The 21,685-nt window shown below is 62.8% G+C and carries 15 protein-coding genes; 5 read left to right on the top strand and 10 right to left on the bottom strand.

Going from position 1 to position 21,685, the window contains the following annotated elements; genetic code table 11:
* Window positions 1-146 precede the first annotated feature (146 nt).
* From ACQKQA_RS09495 to ACQKQA_RS09485, 3 genes are all read left to right on the top strand, one after another.
* Complete coding sequence (locus ACQKQA_RS09495; RefSeq protein WP_427555961.1) at window positions 147-1,331, top strand: cyanate transporter; 1,185 nt, start codon at window positions 147-149, stop codon at window positions 1,329-1,331.
* 31 nt (window positions 1,332-1,362) lie between these two features.
* Complete coding sequence (locus tag ACQKQA_RS09490) at window positions 1,363-2,274, top strand: DMT family transporter (protein ID WP_427555959.1); 912 nt, start codon at window positions 1,363-1,365, stop codon at window positions 2,272-2,274.
* A gap of 164 nt (window positions 2,275-2,438) precedes the next feature.
* Window positions 2,439-3,377 carry a LysR family transcriptional regulator gene (locus ACQKQA_RS09485; RefSeq protein ID WP_427555957.1) on the top strand — a complete coding sequence of 313 codons (939 nt, stop codon included), beginning with the start codon at window positions 2,439-2,441 and terminating at the stop codon, window positions 3,375-3,377.
* 18 nt (window positions 3,378-3,395) lie between these two features.
* On the opposite strand, the gene ACQKQA_RS09480 is transcribed toward ACQKQA_RS09485, so the two are convergent.
* From ACQKQA_RS09480 to ACQKQA_RS09440, 9 genes are all read right to left on the bottom strand, one after another.
* Entirely contained in the window at window positions 3,396-3,758 is a 363-nt protein-coding gene (locus ACQKQA_RS09480) for a 5-carboxymethyl-2-hydroxymuconate Delta-isomerase (protein WP_427555954.1), read from the bottom strand.
* A gap of 67 nt (window positions 3,759-3,825) precedes the next feature.
* Window positions 3,826-4,764, bottom strand: coding sequence for a LysR substrate-binding domain-containing protein (locus tag ACQKQA_RS09475; protein ID WP_427555951.1), 939 nt, complete (start codon window positions 4,762-4,764; stop codon window positions 3,826-3,828).
* 114 nt (window positions 4,765-4,878) lie between these two features.
* A complete protein-coding gene (locus ACQKQA_RS09470; protein WP_427555948.1) occupies window positions 4,879-5,982 on the bottom strand; it encodes a fimbrial protein in 1,104 nt (367 codons plus the stop codon).
* Between the two features lie 270 nt (window positions 5,983-6,252).
* Window positions 6,253-9,282 (bottom strand): GLUG motif-containing protein, encoded by a 3,030-nt coding sequence (locus ACQKQA_RS09465; protein ID WP_427555945.1) that lies wholly within the window; start codon window positions 9,280-9,282, stop codon window positions 6,253-6,255.
* A 75-nt stretch (window positions 9,283-9,357) separates the two neighbouring features.
* Window positions 9,358-10,935 carry a ShlB/FhaC/HecB family hemolysin secretion/activation protein gene (locus ACQKQA_RS09460; RefSeq protein ID WP_427556118.1) on the bottom strand — a complete coding sequence of 526 codons (1,578 nt, stop codon included), beginning with the start codon at window positions 10,933-10,935 and terminating at the stop codon, window positions 9,358-9,360.
* 133 nt (window positions 10,936-11,068) lie between these two features.
* Complete coding sequence (locus ACQKQA_RS09455) at window positions 11,069-11,836, bottom strand: fimbrial biogenesis chaperone (RefSeq protein ID WP_427555942.1); 768 nt, start codon at window positions 11,834-11,836, stop codon at window positions 11,069-11,071.
* Window positions 11,836-14,415 carry a fimbria/pilus outer membrane usher protein gene (locus tag ACQKQA_RS09450; RefSeq protein ID WP_427555939.1) on the bottom strand — a complete coding sequence of 860 codons (2,580 nt, stop codon included), beginning with the start codon at window positions 14,413-14,415 and terminating at the stop codon, window positions 11,836-11,838. Before ACQKQA_RS09450 ends, ACQKQA_RS09455 begins: the two co-directional genes overlap by 1 nt.
* A gap of 167 nt (window positions 14,416-14,582) precedes the next feature.
* The gene (locus ACQKQA_RS09445; RefSeq protein WP_427555937.1) at window positions 14,583-15,344 is read right to left on the bottom strand and encodes a fimbrial biogenesis chaperone; all 762 of its coding nucleotides are present in this window, start codon (window positions 15,342-15,344) and stop codon (window positions 14,583-14,585) included.
* Between the two features lie 24 nt (window positions 15,345-15,368).
* Window positions 15,369-15,929: a fimbrial protein gene (locus ACQKQA_RS09440; RefSeq protein WP_427555934.1), complete on the bottom strand. Its 561-nt coding sequence runs from the start codon at window positions 15,927-15,929 to the stop codon at window positions 15,369-15,371.
* A 517-nt stretch (window positions 15,930-16,446) separates the two neighbouring features.
* Between ACQKQA_RS09440 and ACQKQA_RS09435 the strand changes: the two genes are divergently transcribed.
* Window positions 16,447-17,076: a response regulator gene (locus ACQKQA_RS09435; RefSeq protein ID WP_427555931.1), complete on the top strand. Its 630-nt coding sequence runs from the start codon at window positions 16,447-16,449 to the stop codon at window positions 17,074-17,076.
* 107 nt (window positions 17,077-17,183) lie between these two features.
* Here ACQKQA_RS09435 and ACQKQA_RS09430 read toward each other — a convergent pair whose 3' ends face one another.
* Window positions 17,184-17,672: an Hpt domain-containing protein gene (locus ACQKQA_RS09430; protein WP_427555928.1), complete on the bottom strand. Its 489-nt coding sequence runs from the start codon at window positions 17,670-17,672 to the stop codon at window positions 17,184-17,186.
* Window positions 17,673-18,356: 684 nt separating this feature from the next.
* On the opposite strand from ACQKQA_RS09430, the gene ACQKQA_RS09425 reads away from it, so the two are divergent.
* Window positions 18,357-21,685: VCBS domain-containing protein (locus ACQKQA_RS09425; RefSeq protein WP_427555925.1), on the top strand; the 3,329-nt coding region annotated here is incomplete at its 3' end.

The following is a 21,685-nucleotide window of genomic DNA, read 5'->3' as shown; positions in this document are numbered from 1 at the left end:
CACCCTGCACCTGTAGCCGCTGCCGCCCCCCCGCGGCAGCGGCTGCAAGTGCTATTTAATTTTTCGATAGCACTGCAGACTTTCTGATTTGCCGGCCTGAGGCCGGCCATCGCCTAATCGGCACCTGAATTCTTCAAGGTCCGGTCATGGAAAACGTTCGCGCCACACCCCGCCCTGCTTTCTGGCTGATGCTCAGTGTGATCCTGCTGGCCCTGAACCTGCGGCCCTCGATGGCTGCCGTCGGCCCCCTGTTGTCGGGTATCCGCGGCGATATCGCCCTGAGTTTCAGCAGCGCGGCGCTGCTGACCATGCTACCGGTGATGGCCATGGGCCTGGCGATGTTCTTCGGCCTGAGCCTCGGCCAGCGCCTGGGCGACCACCGCAGCGTGGTGGTCTCGCTGCTGCTCATCGGCCTGGCGACCCTGGCGCGGCTGTTCGTCGATTCGGCCGCCGAGCTGATCCTCAGCGCCGTGCTCGCCGGCCTCGGCATCGCCCTGATCCAGGCCCTGATGCCGGCGCTGATCAAGTCGCGCTTTAGCGACAACGTCTCGCTGTTCATGGGCCTGTACGTCACCTCGATCATGGGCGGCGCGGCCATCGCGGCGTCCTTCGCCCCGCTGGTGAGCGCCCGGACCGGCAGTTGGCGCCTGGGCCTGGCGATCTGGGCGGCCCTGGCGGTCGTGGCGCTGCTGTTCTGGTACGGGCAACGGGCCGCCATGCCCAGGCTGCCGGACAGCGGTGCCCGCCACGAATCCTTCGCCGGCAACCGCCGCGCCTGGCTGCTGGCGGTCTTTTTCGGCCTGGGTACGGCGTCCTACACCTGCGTCCTGGCGTGGCTCGCCCCCTACTACGTGGAACTGGGCTTAAGCGAACAGAACGCCGGTCTGTTGCTGGGCTTTCTCACCGCCATGGAAGTGGTCTCGGGCCTGGTGACGCCGGCCATCGCCAACCGCAGCCAGGACCGTCGCCGGGTGCTGGTGGCCCTGTTGCTGCTGATCATCGCCGGCTTCTGCGGGCTGATCCTCAGCCCGCGGCACCTCAGCCTGCTCTGGCCCTGCCTGCTGGGCCTGGGCATCGGCGGGCTGTTCCCCATGAGCCTGATCGTGTCCCTCGACCATCTGGACAACCCGCGCCGCGCCGGCGGCCTGACGGCCTTCGTGCAAGGCATCGGCTACCTGATCGCCGGCCTGTCGCCCTTGCTCGCGGGAATGATCCGCGACCGCCTGGGCAGTTTCGAAGGGGCCTGGTGGGCGCTGACCGCGGTCATGGCGCTGATGATCCTGATGGTCCTGCGCTTCGATCCACGGCATTACCACCGTCACTTCCAATGAGCCTCCTTCCAATAAGCCCGGGAACCCAGCCATGAAACCCGCCAGTGTGCTCAACGCCCATGTCGGCATGCTGCTGTGGGCGGCACTGATCGCCGCCTCGTTCTTCGCCGCGGCCCAGGTCAGCCAGGCCATCGACCCGCTCCTGCTGACCGGCCTGCGCCTGCTGCTGTCAGCGCTGATGTTCGTGCCGCCGCTGCTGCTCAACGGCTCGTTCCGCATCACCCGGGCCGGGCTGCGGGCCCATGCGCTGCTGGGCCTGTTGCTGGCGATCTACTTTGCCTCGCTGTTCGAGGCGCTGCGCCATACCTCGGCGGTCAACACCGGCATCCTGTTCGCCCTGGTGCCGCTGCTGACGCTGCTGTTCGAGGGCATCCTGCTGCCCGGCGGGAGCACAAAAAACCGCCTGCTGCCGATGCTGCTGGCAGCCGCCGGGGCCATGCTGCTGACCTTCAACGGCAGCGGCGCGCAAAGCCTGCCGTCGCCCTATGCCATCGGCGTCTACGGGGTCGGCTGCCTGGCCATGGCCGGCTATTCGCCCCTGAGCCAGCGGCTCAAAGCCAGCAGCCTGAAAGACCGCAGCCCGGCCGCCATGACCTTCTGGAACATGCTGTTCGGCGCGCTGTTCCTGTTCGCCTTCTGCCTGCCCGGCGGCGGTTGGCGCAGCGCCGCCCTGCTGAGCCTGAGCGATGGCCTGTGGCTGCTGTACCTGGCGCTGTTCGCGACCCTGGCGACTTTCTGGCTGCTGCACCGCGCCATCGGGGTGATCGCGCCGGCCACGGTCATTTCCTACATCTACCTGAGCACCCTGTTCGTCACCCTGTTCCATTGGTTCTGGCTCGGCCGGCAGCCTTGGCCCGGCGAGCTGCTCGGCGCGCTGCTGGTAGGGCTGGGCATGCTCGCCCTGATCCTCGGCAGCCGTCGCCCGGCGCCCGTGCCCGGCTGAAGCCATGACCGGACATATCTCGCGCGCAGGTCGTGTTCTCGGAACAAATTGTCCCCTGGCTGTCAGTCAAAGCCCGGGGCGAGGATTCAATTAGGACGATCGTTCCGTTAGCATCAGGCGAGTTTGCGCGCAACCGGCGCGAGGAGCCTAACGAGACAGAACGGATGCTGAACAGCAACTTGCTTAGAAAGCTCGACATGCAGGACTTGATGGTGTTCGTCGCCGTGTACGAGCAAAGCAGTGTGACCGGGGTCTCCGAGACCTTGTGCGTCAGCCAGTCGACCGTCAGCTACTGCCTGAAGAAGCTGCGCACCAGCTTCGAAGACGAACTGTTCATCAACACCCGCACCGGCATGCGGCCGACCTACAAGGCCACCACCATGTACGGCCACGTGCTGGGGATCCTCGAAAGCATCAATCTGTGCCACTCCGGGGCCCCGACCTTCGACCCCACGCGCCAGGCCGTCACCTTCAACGTCTGTGCGCCGGAATACTTCGAACTGCTGATCCTGCCGCGGCTGCTCAAGGGTTTCGACTACGCCGACCTGCCGGTGACGGTCAATGTGCACAAGCTGGAAACCGATATCCCCGCCGAGGAACTGCGCGACGGCAGCCTGGACCTGGTGATCTGCTTCGGCCCGAACTTTCACCAGAGCCACCCTGACTTCAAATCGCAGATGCTGCTCGAGGACGACCTGGTGTGTGTCTTCGACAAACGCGCGACGCCGCCCCAGGAGCGGCGTTTCAGCCTGCAGGCGTTCGTCGAGCGGCGGCATGTCTACCCAACGCCCTGGACCTCGACCACCAACATGGTCGATGGCTGGCTGGCGCGCCAGGCCCAGCGGCGACAGATCGTCGCGCGTTCCAACAGCTACAGCGCGGCGCTGAAACTGATCACCGGAACCGACTTCATCCTGACCCTGCCCCGGCGCATCCAGGCGCTGCTGACCAACGACGCGGTGTTCAGCCATTGCGAAGCGCCCAACGGCCTGCCGGGCTTCACCCTGGACATGCAATGGAGCGAGCGCACCGACCAGGACAGCGCCAACACCTGGTTTCGCGAGCAGGTGGTCAAGGTCTGTGTGCAACAGGGCCTGGCCTAGGCCCTGCTCCATGCGGCATCAGAGGCCGAAGCTGAGCTTGGCGTAGGACTCGCGGTCGATGTCCAGGATCTCCACCGCCAGTTGCAACTCGACGCCAACCGGCCATTCGCAGAGTTCCTGCAACACCGCCAGCAGACTTTGCGACAGCTGCTTCTTGATCTGTGGCGAGCGGCCGCTGAGCAGCGCCAGCTTCACATGCACGAACGCCCGCTCGCCGAGGCCGGTGCCGACCCGAAAGGTCTCGACCTTCAGCGCCCGGCTCTTGATGTCGTATTCCGCGAACTGCCCGGATGCCACCAACGCATGGTTGAACCGCAGCAAGGCCTTTTCGGCGTCCACTTGCGGCAGGTTGGCGGTGTATTCCATATGCAGATGAGGCATGGTGCAGCTCCCTGAAGGGTGGCGAGGAAAGAGCCGCCCATACTACACAGCAATGCCTCGCCGCGGTTCACTGCGCCTTGAGCGGCGCCGGCCCGGCCAGCTCGCGATCGCTCATGAACGCCTCCAGCCGCGAACGCAGCCAGCGCTCGGCCGGGTCGCTGTCGACATGACTGAGCCAGACCATGGACAGGTCCAGGTTCGGGGTCTTGAACGGGAACGGTTCCTGGAAGAGTTGCCCCGAGGCGGCCATGGCCTGCGCGGCATAGTCCGACAGGCTGGCAAGCATGTCGGTGCCCGCCAGCAATGCCGGCAGCGCGCTGTACTGCGGCACTGACAGCACCACCTGGCGCTGCCGCCCGATCTCCGCCAGCCAGTCGTCGGCAAAACCACGGACATTGGCCGTGGGCGACACCAGCACATGGGGACGGGAACAGTATTCGTCGAGGGTCAGGGGCGTATCGCTGGCATCGGCGCGCAATACGCAGGGGCGGATATGCCGCAACAGCTTGCGCTTGGCATTGGCCGGCAGCTCGCGGGTCTGGGTGATGCCCACGGTGATGTCACCCGAGGCCAGCAGGTCCGGGACCCGCCAGTAATCGACATGCTGCACCACGAACACCACGTTGGGCGCTTCCAGGCGCAAGGCCCGCAACAACGGCGGCAGCAAGCTGAACTCGACGTCGTCGGACAGGCCGATGCGAAAGGTCATGGTGCTGCTGGCGGGATCGAAATCGCGGGTCAGGCTCAAGGCCAGGGACAAAGCGTCCAGCGCCGGCGACAGGTGCTGGATCAGCTCCTCGGCGCGGGCGGTCGGCTCCATCCGGTGGCCCACGCGAATGAACAGCGGATCGTTGAAGATCGCCCGCAGCCGGTTGAGCGCCGAACTGATGGTGGGTTGGCCGAGAAACAGCTTCTCCGCGGCCCGGGTCACGTTGCGTTCGAGCATCAGGGTTTCGAACACCACCATCAGGTTGATATCGGCCTTGCGCAGTTCGTTGCGATTCATCCGCGTGCTCTCCATCCCCAGGTCGGAGCACAGTGTAGAAAAGGCCCCGCGGCGGCGTCCATCGTCATCGAGGGGCCTCTGCGCCCCTTGGAAAGCCCTTGCCGCACGCTTGGCTCAGGGAAAGGTAAAGGTGAACTCCGCCGCGCCATCGGCGTCGCCGACCTTGACCTCGGCATCGCTGCCGGTGCGAATGTAGCCGGCCCGCAGCGGGATGACCGCGCTGTCGCCCACCCGCTGCATGTCGTAGAGGGTGCCGTCGTACCTGACCCGCTGCCCGTTCAGTTCGTTGGTCATGACGATGCCGAAGCCTTTGGCGGCATCGGGCGAGGCGCTCAGGCTCAGCACCGACGGGTCGCCGTGGCCGGCCGCTTTATCGGTGAAGGTGATTTGCGGCTTGGCATTCAAGGCGCACTGGCTCAGCTCGATGCGAAACGGCACCGACGCCGAGGTGGAGCCCACCTTGGGGAAATCCGTCAAGGAAAAACGCCCCAGCTTCACCGGGATGGTCTTGTACGACTCCACCACGCAGGTGTTGGGAATGGTGATCCCGCCTCCGCCAATATTGATGATGGCCGGGCCCAGTAGCGCATAGGGGGTGCGGCAGATGCCGACAGGGATGTTGTCGTTCGGGATGGTGACCTCCGCCCCCAGGCTGGCGACACCCCGGACCAGGTCGACCGCATAGAGCATCAGGGCGGAACTGCCATCGACCCGCTCGACGCGCAACTCGCCGCCGGGCAATTGGTTGGGGGGTACCGTGAGGATCAGCGACTGGACATAGTTGGTGACCATCTGCGAGCGCTGGTTCTGACCGGCGCTGGAGTCGAAACGGACCAGGTCCTTTTCCAGGGCGACGGGCCTGGGGGTCTGGGAGAGTTCCCGGACGACACCGTCCGAGGAGCTTGCGACGATCTTGAAGCCTATGCCGCTGACATTGGTCGGGGCAATGCCGCCGGGCAACGGCGTGCCGGCGGTCCAGTGCCCGGCGGACACCAGCTCATGGGCGACATTGCCCGAGGAACTGCCATAGCGGTAGTTGGTGACCAGGGCGACCGGCCGTTGAAACAGCACCGCCCCCACTGTCGTGGTGCTGGTCAAGGGGGTCACTTCTTGCCACTGCCTGCCGGCACCGTTACTGAAGGCGCACTGGATGGCCTGGCTCTGCACGATGGCCGCCTGGGCCGGGCCGGCGATCAGGCCCGGAAGCAGCCAGGCCATGGCCTGGGCGGCATGATATAACCGGCGCCTGAGGCCAGCGCGCCTGAACGCCATTGGATGGGGCATGGACCATTCTCCGTGTTCTGGACTGCCCGATCGCCCGCTGCCGTGCAGTTGGCAAGCGCGTCCCGGGCTGGTGATGCATCGATGATCCGCCATTGGGGTCATCCTGAAAGAGGGGTGAATCCTGGGGAAAAACCGCTACACCATGCGCTGGCATGGCGTAGCGGGTATCCGCGATAGCGAGCTATCGACGGACGTTACTCAGGCTTACTTGATTTCCCCGTAGTTGAGACCGGCCAGAGGCACCTGGGCCGCCTCGCCCGAGACCGAGTTGTAGGCCATGGTCCCGTAGTTGACGCCGACCAGGCCGCCGTAGGTCTGCTGGCCATAAGCAGGCAGGACGTTGATCTTGCCGGTGGCCGCCGATTGACGAACCTGGCCCATGTTCAAGCCCACCAGGCCGCCCAGCTTGGCGTAGTAGCCACCGCTCAGGCTCCCCAGGGCCAGGGCGTTGAGCACCTGGCCATGGTTCTGCCCAACCAGCCCGCCGATGGTGCTGTTCCGGTCGCCCCAGACATTGCCCTTGGCGGTCGCGGTATCGATGCTGCTGCCCAGGTTGCGGCCGTGGGTACCCACCAGGCCACCCACGTAGCTGTTCATCCCGCCCCGGGCTTCGCCGCTGGCTTCGACGGAGCTCAGGTCGCCGTCGTTGTAGCCGACCAGGCCGCCGACGTGGCTGGTAGTGCCGCCCACGACCTTGCCCCGGGCCACGGAATGGCTGATGGCGCCACCGTAGTTGTTGCCCACCAGGCCGCCGATGTTGCCGTTGGCGCCGCCGGTGACATTCCCCAGGGCCTCGGCGGTGTCGATCTGGCTGTAGTTGTTGTAGCCCACCAGGCCGCCCACATGGGCGCCCGACGAGTCGCTGACGTTGCCCGTGGCCTTGACGTCGCTCAGGGTGCTGTTCTGGTTGGAGCCGACCAGGCCGCCCACGCCCATCGAGCTGGAACCGTACACCGCACCACTGGCGCTGGATTCCTTGATCGAGCTGTTGACGTTGAGCCCGACCAGGCCGCCCACGTTGCTGGCGCTGTAGCCGCGCACGATCGCCGACGAGTTCGAACGCTCGACCACGCCCGTCAGGTTGTAGCCGATCAGGCCGCCGAGGTTCAGGCCGGCGTAGGCGTAGTAGTTGCCGACGCTGCCGGAGCTCGAAGAGTCGGTAATGCGGCCGCCCTTGTTGCTCCCGACCAGGCCACCGATGCCGCCCGTGGAGTTGCGCTGCATGGACCCGGAAATATTGGCGTTGGCGCTGCTGTTGGTGATGATGCCCGCGCCGGCCAGCCCCGAAGCGTTCTCCCCGACCAGGCCGCCGATGGAGGAGGTGTAGGCGTTGCCGGTCAGGTTCGAGGTCACCGACGCCCGATTGATCGAACCACCTGAGTTAAAGCCCACCAGGCCACCGACGATATTGGCGTTCGACGAACTGCCGTTGACCCGCAGGCCAGTGGCGCTGACGTTGTCGATGGTGCCGCTGTTCATCCCCACCAGGCCGCCAACATTGCTGAAACCGGCGTTCGAGGTGGTGCCGTTGATGGTCATCGACGCCAGCTTCAGGTTACTGATGCGACCCGAGTTCGCGGCGAACAGACCGACATTCGGCCCGGTGTTGGTCACGGTGAAACCGCTGACGGTATTGCCCAGGCCGTCGAACACCCCGGCGAACTGGCTATTGCCGCCGATGGACCTGAAGCTGCCATAGCCCTTGATGCTGTTGCCCAGGACGTACAACCCGTTGAGGTTGTTGTTGACCGTCTGCAACTGCGCCGTGTTCTGGATGACGCCATACTGCGAACCGTTGGAGTCGAACGCCGCACCGGCGCCGGACAGGGTAACCGCGGCCTTCTCTCCCAGGGCGTAGCCGGATTCGTGGTTCAGGCCGAGGCTGCTGTTGGCGCCACTGAGGGTCACGTTGCCATTGAGCCTGATCGCTTTCTTGGCGTTCATTTCGGCCCGGGCGTTGGCCCCGGTAGCGGTCAGGCCGCCATTGAGCTCGATGTCGCCATTGGAGGAGAGCTTGAGCTGGTTGCCGCTTTTCCAGGTGACAGGGCCGCCCACCACCACGTCACCGGCGGTGCTGGCCAGTTCGATGTTGGTGGTCGCCAGGTTGTTCGACAGCGTGTCGGCATAGGCGGTGTTGCGGCCCGACGCCGCGCTCGGGCTGACCTTGACCTCGGACGAACTGATCTTCCAGTTGCCGGTCCGGCCGTTGCTGGCCTGGGTGTTGACCCGGGCCGCCAGTTGCACTTCGGTGTTCGCACCCTTGGTCTCGATCAGGCCACCGTTGCCCAGGGTCCCGATAGCGCCGGCGCTCATCGAGCCCGCCACCTGCACCGTGCCGGCGTCGCCGCCGTCGAGGGTGATCTTGCCGGAAGTGCCACGCAGGGTATTGGCTTCGATCGCCCCCTGGTTATTGACCACCGTCTGCAGCATGGCGTTGGCGCTCTTGGCGGTCATCAGCACCTGGCCGCCGTCGGCCTTGAGCAGACCGCCGTTTTTCGCCAGGGCATCCACCGCCGCACCGTCGACCTGCAGATTGAGCAGGTTGTTGCCATCGAAGTTCACGGTGAAGGCATTGCCCGCGCCCAGGGCGACCCGGCCCATCTGCGCCTGGATGACCCCGTCGTTTCTGACGTTGTTGCCCAGCAGCGCGATGCTGCCGCCTTCGGCGGCGGCCAGGGTGCCGCTGTTGATGATTTGCGCCGTCGAATTGCCCGCGAACCTGTAGTTGCCGGCGTTGAAGTCGGCATCGGAGATATCCTTGGTCGACGCCACCAGGCCACCGACATTGACCTGGGCCCCCTGGCCGAAGACGACGCCGTTGGGGTTGACCAGGAACACCTGGCCGTTGGCCTTGACCTGGCCCTGAATGTTACTGGCGTTGACGCCGACCACCCGGTTCAGCGCAATCGAGCTGGTACCGGGCTGGTTGAACGTCACCTTCTGGCCCGACGCGACGCTGAAGTCGTTCCAGTTGGTGATCAGTTTGTCGGAATGCTGGTTGATCGCCATTTCCTGGCCGTTGTTGAACGTCAGGATGTCGCCGTTACCGGACACCACCTTGCCGCCGTTCGGCAAGGCGAAGGCCGATGACATCGCGCCCAGGCCCAGCAGACTGACAGCCGCCACCACCATGCCCCTGCGCCCTCCGGACTTGCGCCGCCGGCGTGCCCCTTCGTGGGCCACGCTCCAGCACGCCAGGGCCTGGTTCCAAACCAGTGCATAGATCTTGTTCACGGGTAACTTCCTCTTCACTTGTTAACGCCCTGCAAACCATTTGCAGGGCGACGCCACTCCTGCTACGAGCAGGTCCTAAAAATATTGCGTCGCGCTCGCCCAGATCCGCGGCCGGCGCGGCGGGCCTTCGTTTTCCCCGTTGTCGTGCAGGGGCCAGGCGGCCGTCAGGTTGACTTGCTGGGAAGGCCCCACCCACGTGGCGCCGACGCCCGTGGAAGTGAGCCGCCGGCTGTTGTCCCCTGCGGTCCAGGTTCGCCGGTTGGTCTTGGCCACGCCGTTGTCGGCGAAGGCGCTGAGCTGCCAGCGGGGGGCCAGGGCGTAGCGCAGCTCGGCGCTCGCCTGCCAGCCCTCATCGCCGCTGCCGGCCCCCAGCGGGTAGCCGCGTACGCCGTAAGGGCCGCCCAGGCCGAGCTTTTCCGAACTGTCCAGGTTGGCGGAGGCCCACTGCGCGCTCAGGCGGGTGTAGAGCTGGAAGCGATCGCTCAGGCGTTGCAGGCGCGCGGCATTGAGGTTGACCTTGGCAAAGTCGCCCTCGATGCCCGCGGTACGCCGGTCGCGGGCTTGCTCCTCGCGATCGCCCAGATGCAGCCGGCCGCTGGCGTAGGAGAGATCGAACTGGTTGCGGCCACCGCCGAGGAACAGGTCCTCGCCGCTGCCGCTCAGGCCCAGGGTCCACAGATCGATCTGCTTGCGGCTGCTGGTCTCGAAAAGGTCGATGTCGTCGCGCAGGCGCTTGTCTTCGTACTGCAGTTGCGCGCTGAGGTCGAAGGTGCGGCTGCGCACCAGGGGTTGTGCGACGAAGACGCTGCGAAAGCTGGCAACGCCGTGGTAGTCGAGCACCTCGAAGTTGCGGCCCAAGCGGTAACTCATTTCCGAGTACGCCGCGCCGATGCGGGTCGACCAGGGGCCGACCGGCACCTGGTAGGCCACGCGGTAGTAGCGCTGCGCCTCGTCGCTGCGCAGTGCGCGCAGGCTGAGCTGGTCGCCCAGGCGCAACGGGTTGTTGAGGTTGAGGCTGCCGCCCAGGCGGTACTCGCCGGAGTAGTAGCCACCGAAGTTGTCCGCTTCCAGGGTGCCGTTGAGCAGCGGTGTGGCCTCGGTATCGATCACCAGGTCGGTGGTCCCGTACTCCAGGCCGGGGCGCAAGGTGCCCCGGGCCTGGACCCCGGACAGGTCGCTCAGCAGCAAGAGGCTGCGCTCCAGGTCCGCGTCGTACACCGCCTCGCCACTGCTCAACGACGACAGCGGCGCCCGCACCACCTGGTCGAAGGCACGGGAGCGGTTGTTCAGTTCGATGCGCCCGTAACGCCCCTCCATCACCTCGATCCGCACCACGCCGTTCTCGATGTCCTGGGCGGGCAGAAAGGCGCGGGCCAGCACATAACCCTGCTTCTGGTAGTAGGTGGTAATGCGCTGCGCGGCGCCGCGCAGGCCGGCCAGGTCCAGCTCCTGGTCCTTGAGGTCGGCCAGCAGCGCCTGCAAGCGCGGGTCGTCGAACACCTGGTTGCCTTCGATGACGAATGCGGTGATCCGCACCCGTATCCCGGAGGTGTCTGGGGCCGCTGGCGCGGCGGGTGTATCGGCCTTGGGCAGGTCCAGCTCCGGCGCCGCGGGGGCGGGCTGGGCCGGTTGGACCGCCTCGATGTCACGCATCGCCTGACCAGCGTTGGGCACCTGCAAGGCCTGGGCGACACCGGACACCGTCAGCGGCAGCAGCACCGCCAGGACCAGACCCGAGCCACGTCCCGGCAGGCGCCTGCCTGCCGGGGCCTTGTCCTGGCCAAAACTATGGTTGTATGCGCGCACTTCCACTCCGCGTCTCCCCGCTGTCTATCGCTACCTGGTAATGAACGACCGTCGCCTGGGCGGCGGCCTGTTTTGCAACAGGCAAGGCGATGCGTGTCGTGCCGAACGGCTCGACGGTGATTCCCTGCCAACTGATCGCTTGGTCCCCCTCCCCCAATTCCAGGCGCGGGAGGGACACGTAATAAGGCGCACGGCTGGTGGCCAGCAGGGCCATCTGCCCGTCCGCGGCCGGCGCCCGGTCGAGGCGCCAGGTCACCTGCCGGATCGCCTCGTCGGCCTTTCCGACAAGGCCCGCGGGGCGATACAGCAGCTTCATGCGCAGGCGGTAGGCCACGCGCAGCACATTGCCGTCGGTCGTCGTCCGCGCCGGCACCTCAAGAAAATTGATCCAGAACACCGACTCGCGATCGCCGGGCAAGGCTTCGCCGGTGTAGCGCACCATCAGCGCGCTGCGCTGTTGCGGATCGAGCCGGGCAATGGGCGGCGCCAGTACGAACGGCACGTCCAGATGGCTTGGGTTGGTACTGGCGTCGCCCTTATCCAGCCAGGCCTGCAGCAGGATCGGCCCATCGCCGGTGTTGGCGACCCTGACCGACAAGTCCGAGGTGCCGGCCGGGTAAATGAAGCGCGTACCGGTCACCGCCAGTGCCGCCTGCGCCCCGCTGCCGAGGGTCATCAGCAGCAGGCTCGCGATCAGGCCGCAGCAGGCGCGCCGGGCCGGGGTCGATGGATGACCTGTCCGCTGCATCAGCCGTTCCTCGCCTGGCCGGCCGCCGCAGCTTCAGGGGCCACCGCGCGACAGGGCAGTTCGAACACCTCATAGCCCTTGGCGGACGCCCCGTCGCGCTCCGGCAGGCGATAGTCGATCAGGCACTGCTGCCAAGGCTCGTCGCCCCATTCGACGCGGATCGTGCCGCGGTCCTTTTCGCTGCGCAGCACCAGGCGACTGCCCTGGCCGACCGCGCCCATTTCCGCCCCGCTCTCGGCGTCGGTGGCGAGGGCGGCAAACGGCAGGTGCGCACCATTGGGCTGCAGGCTGTCGACCAGGAAAGAACGGGCCTTGCGCGTCGGGTAGGAGAGCCTCACCACGGCCCCCGCCACCGGTGCGGTATTGCGCGAACTCGCCTGCAGCTCGACGTCATCGGGGATGCCCTGCGGATCGACATCCACGGTATTGAGCTGGAACGGCGTCAGGCTGGGCACCACGGCGTAGCCGCTGCTGTTCACTCGCGCGCCGCTGTAACCGACCGCCGCGCCCTCGGCATGGGGCGCATAAACCAGGCCGGTGGTCTCGCTCAGGGTCTGGGCGAACGTCACGCCGCCCGAATGCAGGACCAGGCCGCCGGAAGCGCCGATGGATGCCTGACGGTAATCGCTGCCCTCGGAATAGCTGGAACTCAAGGCCACTTCGGGCAGGAAGTAGTTGAAACTGGCATTGCGCGTGGTCTGCCGCTGCTGCTCATTGCGGGCCAGAGAGAGCGCATAGGAGGCCTTGCCCGCCTCGTCCAGGGTCCCGGACACGCCGCTGCTCAGGTGAGCGCCCGTGCGCTGGTCATGTCTGACGAAGTTATTCAGCGTGGTCCCGCCGCGCGTCTCGCGGCCCAGCGGAATCGTCAGGGTGAAACTGAAGACGGTATCGTTGTTTTCCGTCCGATGCCCGGAACGCCCGCTGCGTCCCTCCATCCGCTGGACCGAGAAGGAATAGCTGTTGCCCTGCCACTGGTCGCTGTACCCCATGGCGAAGTTCAGCGCCTGGCTCTTCTGGTTCCAGTACTTGAGCGAAGAACCGCTCACATAAAACTGACCCCCCGTGGCGCCCAGCTGCTGGCTGAGGTTCACATCCAGCCTGTCGCGCACCCGGGCGAAGGACTCCAGCGATTCGCCGCCCTCGACGAAATCCTGCAAGGCGATCGCGTCGTGCAAGCCCAGGTAGCCGCTGGTCGAATAGCGGTAGGCCAGCAACGAGAAGTTGGTGCCGCTGTTGGGCAGGTTCTTGCTGTAGGAAAGACGCAGGCTCGAACCCTGCAGGCTGCCGCTGCGGGGCACATCGGTCCGGGCCTGGGTCAGGTCGACGGCGAAACCGCCCACAGAGGTATTGATCGCGCTGCCTATCAGCGCCGACATGTAGCTGCCGGTGACCGCGCTGCCGAGGTAGCCGGTGATGTCGTTATCCAGGCCGCGCTGCGCCGTACCCTGCAGCACATACTGGTTATCGCCACGCAGCCCGGGATCGATGACCTGGCCGGCGGTGAGGCTGAAGCGGGAGTTGCCCGGGCGCAGCAACTGGACCGTGGTGGCGAAGGGCACGGTATAGCTGCTGCTCTGCCCGTTGGCCTCGGTCACGGTGACATTCAGGTCGCCGCCGAAACTGGCGGCCTGCAGATCGCTGATTTCGAAGGGCCCGGGAGCGACCGAGGTTTCGGAGATCAGGTAACCGCGTTGATACACCGAGACCTTGGCGTTGGAGCTGGCCGTACCTCGCACCACCGGGGCGTAGAAACGCTCGGTGTCGGGGAGCATCCGGTCGTCGCTGAATAGCTGTACGCCGCGAAACGATACCGAGTCGAACAGATCGGCCTCGGTGGCGCTCTCCCCCACCAGCAATTGCGAACGCCATGCCGGCAGCTCGGTCTGGCCATAGATATGGCCGCGCTGGTAACGGCTGCCCGCCTGCGATGACCAGGCCAGGGTGCCGGTATGCCGCAAGCGCACCGCGCCGACATTGAGCCCCATGTTCAGCCCGGCATAACCACTGGTCATGGTGGCGCCATCGTTCTGCACGCTGAACAGGTTGGTGTTGTAGTTGAGCAGCCCCGCGGAAATGCCGCGATCCCAGTTCGCTGGATCGACATAGGTTTTCGATCGGCTTTTCTGCAGGAAATACTGCGGTACGGACAGGTCGATCTTCAGCTCCCGCAGATCGATCTTGGCCGTGACGCCAGGAATGTAGCGCGCCAGGTCCGCGCAATAGAGCCCCTCTGGCATAGGCGCGGAAGAAGGCTGGGCCGCGTCGGCCTTTTCCAGGTCGATACCGGCCCGGGTCAGCAGCGAACGCTCATAGCAGGGTTGCCCCCCTTGCGGTCCGTGGGTATCGCGAAACTCGATGTCCTGGGTGGCCCCCCAACGTCCGTTCACCAGCAGGTCGATACGGTAGGTGCCTGGAATGAGAAAGTCCTGGCGCTCGAAGCGACTGGTATCGATCGAGCTGCCCTCGGTTTGAAACAACATTTGCGAGTCGAACACCACATCCGACTCTGTCGATACCGCGGCAGTCTTGTTCAATGCCCCAGAGCCCGCGGAAGTTTCAGCCCATACTGCAGTCGTCATGACCATGGTCGCCGTAGAAACAATAAATAAGAAAAATCGACTCGAGTTCAAAACATACATAACTAGCGCACAGGCATAGACAACCAGACAACGGCACCGGACGTTCAACATATTCAATACCGTCGGACGACTACGCCATATAAATGGGCAGAGTGAAAATGAAAGAGTTACCGGGACAGCGCTCTATCAAGTGTGCGCCGCCCGCCGAAGTCATTAATGACTTCGTAATGCACGGATGCTTTACGATAGGTTTGCGGCGCATGCTCAGGCAACAAGAACAGTCCGTTACTGAAAGGCGCGACCATTTCATCCTTGACGGCAACTTTCTGACCATCGAGAACAACTTCGACCCTGGCAAATGAAATGTAATAGGGCGTCGGATTAGTTACTTGAAGACCTGCTCGGCTTTCCCTGCCCCCTTTTACATCCGAATGGCTTGTCAACTTCCAATCGAGCTTGTTTGCCGCCAGATCGACATCCGGCTTCAAGCTCTTCGGCCGGAAGAACACTTTGATTCGGGTTCTGAAGGCGAACTGCAGGACGTTTTCGTCCGCTTCCTTTCGAGGAGGCGTCTCCAGGACATTAAGCCAGAACAATGATTCCCGATCCCCGGCAAGTTTCTCCTTCGTATAAGAAATACGCAGCGCTGCGGCGGCGTCCGGGTCCAGGCGAATAACAGCGGGAGACACTAGGAACGGAACTTTTATTTCCTCAGGGGCCTTACTGGAATCGCCATCGTCAATCCAGCTCTGGGCCAATAAAGCCGTATTCCCCGCGTTATTCATTTTGATTGTCACTTCACGAGCCTCCGCGGGATAAACCAGCCGGGTACCCTGCATGACTATCGACGCCTGCACAGTTCCAGAACAAACGCCCAGGAACATGACGCCGAGAACGAAAGAAGACCAAACACGCGCTTTCGGCGTCATGACGCACTCCTTGGACCTTTGCCGTTACTTGTACGACAGGGTGTATCGGACGTAGGAGTTACCCGAACCCGCACCGACGGCAGCCGCGGTCGCGACATAGTTCGCCTTGAACTTGAGGGTTGCCGTCTTGTCAGCGACTGTGGCGACCTGTGGCGAGGTCTCTGCCTGGCCCAGCGGGATCTTGGTGCCAGAAGCATCGTTGTTGTAGACCTGGATCTGCACGCCCGTTGCCGGCGCGGTGCCGATCAGCTTGAGGTTACCGGTCGCTGGATCGACGTTACCTAGCTGGTCGAAATCAATGGTGACTTTAGCCTTATCGGTACATTCCGCACCGGACAGCACCAGATCGAAAGCCTTGAACGTCGAAGCATCCCCGATCTTGGTAAAAGCCGAAGGAGCGATACGTCCCAATTCGACGTTGGTAATGTTGTCTTCACCCGGTGCCTGGCCGTTGATGTTGCAAGTCGCAGCACTGATGCTGCCGGAGAAGTTGATCACGCCATCAGTAGCGTGAGACAGCGAGGGAATAAATGCAGCAAGCATCAAGCTTGAAGTTGCAAGGGATACAAAGGATGTTCGTTTCATGTGATTTCCTTGTTCACGTTGATCGGCAAAGAAAGTTAAATCAAGTTTGATCACCTTCCCGGTTCAGCCATGACCCACCCACTTCAGCCATGGCAACCAAGCCTCTCTCATTCAACATCAGAGTCGGTTAGTCGATAACAATAGTGAGTCCCTTTGACAGCCCACTACAGGTCGTCAAAGGAAGCCGTACCTTACCGATTAATCTTCAAATTTGAATTGAGAGATGGCCGATCCACCCATCAGAAAAATCCTAATAAACTCAACGCTGATTTCGTCTTTACAGATGAGGAAAGACTGTGTACTTCTTCAAATCTTAGTGTTCAGCTGTAGTGCGCCAACTGTTCCGCAGCAGCCTGTCCGCCTTGATCACTACCCCCACCTCAAAATCAAAGAAAGGAGTCTCCCTTGGCCAAACAACGCCTCCCTTACAAGGCCTCACACTTCAACAAGCGAAATTTAATACAGAGATCAGACATATAAGCCTATACGTAAAAAACCAATACAGAGAGAACCCACTATGGGAAACATAGTAATAGTCGACGACCACCCTTTGGTCAGAATTGCCTTGAAAGTCATACTTGAGCGCAATGGGCATAATATCGTCGCTGAAGCTGAAAATGGCGTCGATGCAATCCAGGTGGTCCGCACCCACAAACCAAACCTGGTGATACTTGATCTGGACTTGCCGCAACTGGACGGACTCTCCGTCCTCGCTCACTTCAAGGCGAACGACTTTCCGGTCAAGACATTGATACTGACTTCCAGCGACTCGAAAAACTTTGCAGTCCGCTGTTTACATGGAGGCGCGGCAGGTTTCATCTGCAAGGATGAAGCGCTGGATGAGGTGGGAGACGCAGTAAAGGCATTGTTATCAGGGCATACCTACTTCCCTGAAAGTTCTCTGATGCTGCTGCAGGAGAGCATTCACACCAATCACATGCAGAGCATTGCCGCCTCTCAGTTGACCAACCGGGAAATCACCACGTTAAGGCTGCTGGCCCAGGGGCTCAATAACAGGGAAATTGCGGCGAGCCTGCTGATCAGCCACAAAACGGTCAGCACTTATAAAGTCAGGCTCTTGAAAAAGTTCAACACCACCAACCTTCTCTCGCTGATTGAATTAGCCAGGCAAAAAGGAATCATCTAGACCCTTTGCAAAATCCAGCAGCGCATGGACATCTGCCCGTTTCAGAATCGGTGGTTTCGGTTTTGCGACAGCGCATCGAGCACGACCTTCCTCCGGAGCAGCGGAAACTAGCACTCACGAGGCAGCTCTCTCAGATCGATCGGACCATCATCCCGAAGGGCTATTAAACAGATGTCCATAAGGTTGAGCAGCGCCTGTTCGACTACCTGCGCCCTGTTCAGCAGTATTGGCCAGGCCCCTTCAATGCTGATGTCCTTCAGCTGCTGACAGCTGGCAATCAACGGCTGGTACTTCAACACACAGGCAGCGCCCGCCATCTTGTGGCACAACCTGGCAATGGCTTGTCGGTCATTTTGTTGCTGACAGGCACGTAACAGCTCGAGGTCCTTTTGCTGATAGGTCATCACGCTCTTGATGAGCCGCCGTGCGGCTTGTTCATTGTCGCCCGCAAGGTCCATGAGCCTGCCCAGTACTTGCAACAGTGGCAGTGCCGAACCGTTGCCAATGGCCTGAAGCATCTCGCCATCCGCAGTCATGCCCGCCTTGAAGGCCGCCACCTGCGACGTTGAATCAACCTGAAAACCCCGCCTGTCCATACCCGCCTCCCTGCAGACCCGCTCATTCGATAGCGCTCAGGCTAGGCAAAAGTCGTTGGGGCGAATATCAGACACTTCTCAAAGCACTGAAAAGGACGGATTCGTTTCAGAGGTAGCACTCCCCAGATCTTGGCGTTTGGACACGAGCCTGAGAGCCCGCCAGCGGAATGCCCTGGCAGGCTCTTTAACAACTGGCGCTGCAATGAGAGGGGATCCAGCACCGGTATGACGCAGCCAGCCCATGCCGCATAAGGGTTTCAGCTCATTCGAGCCGCACGAGTGCCGGGTGCCTGCGGCCACTTCGCCAAAAACCAATCGACATAATATTGACATCGAGCAGTCCGCTTGTCGGATTATTGGCACTTCGTACTGTTAACCCCGGTTAACACCTTTACAGCGCCCGCCCCCACAACTAAACCACTATCAAACTGATATCAGGCAAGGCCGATCCCTGAGTCAGGATCCCCCAAGACAACGGCCCCCCATCCAGACATTACTTCAGGAGTCCCTCTCATATGGGAACTCTCAGGTTACTGCGCGCCGCGCGCAGCGCAGCCCCCGGCTTGGGCCCCTGTCCGCCCCGCCGCCTCGCAGCGCTCCTGACCCCCTGAGCGGCACAAGCACGGGACTGCGTCCCGTTGGAAATCCCTGGCGATTCTATAAAAACATTCTCGGGAGAAAGACATGGCTACCACCACGACCACCAGCGGCGGCACCGCGACTTCGTTTTCCAATACACCGCAGGCCCAGGACGACATTTTCACTACAGGTGTCATTGGCACAGGCAACGCGACCATCACTGAAGACCTGCTGGGGGTCGTGTACCTGGACGTCATGTCCAATGACCTGGGGGGCAACGCCAAGACCCTCTGGTCACTCGATAACGCAACCAGTCTTTCTACTGCCACCAAGGTTTATGCTCCGGCCGATCTGCTGGTCCAGGACACGAGCAGAATCGAGGCGACGAGCTCCGACACCAGCCTCAATGGCGCGAAAATCTGGATTACGTCGGATGGAAAGGTCGGCTACGACGCCGCTACCTTATCCACTGCCTTCAAGATGCAACTGCAGGCGCTTGCTGTCGGAGCATCCCTGACAGACAGCTTTACCTACGCGATTCGTCTCGGTAATGGCACGCTCAGTTGGGCCACTGCGCAGGTGCAATTTGCCGGTGCGAATGACAGTGTGACGCTAGGCCTCGGCGCGCAGGCCGGTAATGTCACCGAAGATGCGGCCGCCACGCCGAGCCTGACCGACTCGCACAGCACGACCGGCACGATTGCGTTTAACGATGTCGATCTGAGCGATACCCATACCGCCTCTTTCGCCGCGGCGGGAGGCAATACCACTGCGCTGGGCAGCTTCGCCCTTGCCGCCGTGGCTGAAGCCGCCAATGCGGCCAACGGCACCGTCGACTGGACTTATACCCTGAACAATGCGGCAGCCCAGTCCCTGGCTCAGGGGCAGACGGCGACCGAAACCTATGTGGTCACCATCAGTGACGGGCATGGCTCGTCGACAACGCAGAATGTGATCATCACCATCACCGGCACCAACGACCAGGTGCAGATCACCAGCGGCGTGCAGACCGGCGATGCCAAGGAAGACAGCGGCCACTACGCGGCCAACGGCAGCATCACCTTCACCGATGCCGACCTGATCGACACCCACAGCGTCACCGTCACGCCGGGCGCCTCCGGCTACCTGGGCAGCTTCACTACAGCGCCACTGCACGACAGCACCGGCACGGGGAGCGGTTCGCTGAACTGGCACTTCGCGGTAGACAATGCCGCCTTGCAGTTCCTGGGCGAAGGCCAAACCGTTACCCAGACCTATAACGTGGTGATCGGCGACGGCGCGGTACAGACCGTGACCATTACCCTCACCGGCACCAACGACCGGCCGACGCTGACCATTGCCGATACCAGCGGCGCCATGAACGAAGGCAACGGTACGGCCACGCTGAGCGACAGCGGCGCCCTGAGCTTTGCCGATCCAGACAATATCGATGTGGTGACCGTGTCGCAGACCGCCAACGGCGACATCGCCTGGAGCGGCGGCACGCTCAATGCGGGTGTGGCTTCGGCATTGGTCGCCGGTTTCTCGGTCGACCAGAACAGCTGGGACTACAGCACCCACCAGAACCTCGACTTCCTCGGCGCGGGTGAAACCATCACCTTTTCGTACAAGGTGGTGGCCACCGACAACAGCGGAGCGGCAACCGCGGCTTCGGCAACGCAGACTGTGACCATCACCCTCACCGGCACTAACGATCGGCCAACGTTGACCATTGCCGACACTACCGGCGCGATGAACGAAGGCAACGGTGCGGCCACGCTGAGCGACAGTGGCGCCCTGGGCTTTGCCGATCTGGACAGCACCGACGTGGTGACCGTATCGCAGACCGCCAACAACGACATTACCTGGAGCGGCGGCACCCTCAATGCGGGTGTGGCTTCAGCATTAGTGGCTGGTTTCTCGGTCGATCAGAACAGCTGGGATTACAGCAGCAGCCAGAACCTCGACTTCCTCGGTTCGGGTGAAACCATCACCTTCTCGTACAAGGTGGTCGCCACCGATGACAGTGGCGCGGCTAACGCGGCTTCCGTCACTCAGACTGTCACCATCACCATTACAGGTAGCAACGATGCGCCAGTGCTCAGCTTCGCGACAGGAAATGATGCTGGCGCCGTGCAGGAAGACACCACCCTCAGCGTCAGCGGCCAGTTCAACTCGACCGACATCGATCACGCTGCCACCGCCACCTGGTCCATCAATGGTTCGCCAGCTGGAACCTACGGCTCGATCGCCGTCAACAGCAGCGGCCAGTGGACCTACACCCTGGCCAACGGCACCGATGGCGTTGCCAGTGCGGTGCAGTCGCTAAAGGCTGGCGAAAGTCACAGCGAGGTGTTCAGTGTGCAGGTCAGCGATGGCCTTGGCGGCGTCGACACCCAACTGGTCACCGTCACTGTCACCGGTAGCAATGACGCGCCGGTGCTGAGCTTCGCAACCGGCAACGATGTCGGCGCGGTACAGGAAGACACCACCCTTAGCATCAGTGGCCAGTTCAACTCGACCGACATCGATCACAATGCCACTGCGGCCTGGACTATCAATGGTTCGCCAGCTGGAACCTACGGCTCGATCGCCGTCAACAGCAGCGGCCAATGGACCTACACCCTGGCCAATGGCACTGATGGCGTCGCCAGTGCGGTGCAGTCGCTAAAGGCTGGCGAAAGTCACGACGAAGTATTCAGTGTCCAGGTTAGCGATGGCCTTGGTGGCGTGGACACCCAACTGGTGACCGTCACTGTCACCGGCAGCAATGATGCGCCAGTGCTCAGCTTCGCCACCGGCAATGATGTAGGTGCCGTGCAGGAAGACACCATCCTCAGCGTCAGCGGCCAATTCAGCTCAGCCGACATCGATCACAACGCCACCGCTACCTGGAGCATTGCCGGGGCAAATACCGGCAGCTACGGCTCGATCGCCGTGGACAGCACCGGTCAGTGGACCTACACCCTGGCCAATGGCACCGATGGCGTCGCCAGTGCGGTGCAATCGCTGAAAGCCGGCGAGACTCATGATGAGGTATTCAGCGTCCAGGTCAGCGATGGCCTTGGCGGCGTGGACACCCAACTGGTCACCGTCACTGTCACCGGCAACAACGACGCACCGGTGCTCAGCTTCGCGACCGGCAACGATATCGGCGCCGTACAGGAAGACACCACCCTCAGCGTCAGTGGCCAGTTCAGTTCGACCGACATTGACCACGCTGCCACCGCGGCCTGGGCTATCAATGGTTCGCCAACTGGAACCTACGGCTCGATCGCCGTCGACAGTACCGGCCAGTGGACCTACACCCTGGCCAACGGCACCGATGGCGTTGCCAGTGCCGTGCAGTCGCTGAAAGCCGGCGAAAGCCATGATGAGGTGTTCAGCGTCCAGGTCAGCGATGGCCTCGGTGGCGTCGATACCCAGTTGGTGACCGTCACTGTCACCGGCAGCAA

The sequence above is a fragment of the Pseudomonas sp. NPDC089530 genome, from assembly GCF_050280705.1.
Lineage (GTDB): Bacteria > Pseudomonadota > Gammaproteobacteria > Pseudomonadales > Pseudomonadaceae > Aquipseudomonas.
This window is presented reverse-complemented; position numbering and strand designations above follow the sequence as displayed.

What these genes read in the sequence shown, in the direction of transcription:
- ACQKQA_RS09495 (WP_427555961.1), top strand. Translation starts at nt 147, where the DNA reads ATGGAAAACGTTCGCGCCACACCCCGCCCTGCTTTCTGGCTGATGCTC.
- ACQKQA_RS09490 (WP_427555959.1), top strand. Translation starts at nt 1,363, where the DNA reads ATGAAACCCGCCAGTGTGCTCAACGCCCATGTCGGCATGCTGCTGTGG.
- ACQKQA_RS09485 (WP_427555957.1), top strand. Translation starts at nt 2,439, where the DNA reads ATGCTGAACAGCAACTTGCTTAGAAAGCTCGACATGCAGGACTTGATG.
- ACQKQA_RS09480 (WP_427555954.1), bottom strand. Translation starts at nt 3,758, where the DNA reads ATGCCTCATCTGCATATGGAATACACCGCCAACCTGCCGCAAGTGGAC.
- ACQKQA_RS09475 (WP_427555951.1), bottom strand. Translation starts at nt 4,764, where the DNA reads ATGAATCGCAACGAACTGCGCAAGGCCGATATCAACCTGATGGTGGTG.
- ACQKQA_RS09470 (WP_427555948.1), bottom strand. Translation starts at nt 5,982, where the DNA reads ATGGCCTGGCTGCTTCCGGGCCTGATCGCCGGCCCGGCCCAGGCGGCC.
- ACQKQA_RS09460 (WP_427556118.1), bottom strand. Translation starts at nt 10,935, where the DNA reads ATGCGTGACATCGAGGCGGTCCAACCGGCCCAGCCCGCCCCCGCGGCG.
- ACQKQA_RS09455 (WP_427555942.1), bottom strand. Translation starts at nt 11,836, where the DNA reads ATGCAGCGGACAGGTCATCCATCGACCCCGGCCCGGCGCGCCTGCTGC.
- ACQKQA_RS09450 (WP_427555939.1), bottom strand. Translation starts at nt 14,415, where the DNA reads ATGACGACTGCAGTATGGGCTGAAACTTCCGCGGGCTCTGGGGCATTG.
- ACQKQA_RS09445 (WP_427555937.1), bottom strand. Translation starts at nt 15,344, where the DNA reads ATGACGCCGAAAGCGCGTGTTTGGTCTTCTTTCGTTCTCGGCGTCATG.
- ACQKQA_RS09440 (WP_427555934.1), bottom strand. Translation starts at nt 15,929, where the DNA reads ATGAAACGAACATCCTTTGTATCCCTTGCAACTTCAAGCTTGATGCTT.
- ACQKQA_RS09435 (WP_427555931.1), top strand. Translation starts at nt 16,447, where the DNA reads ATGGGAAACATAGTAATAGTCGACGACCACCCTTTGGTCAGAATTGCC.
- ACQKQA_RS09430 (WP_427555928.1), bottom strand. Translation starts at nt 17,672, where the DNA reads ATGGACAGGCGGGGTTTTCAGGTTGATTCAACGTCGCAGGTGGCGGCC.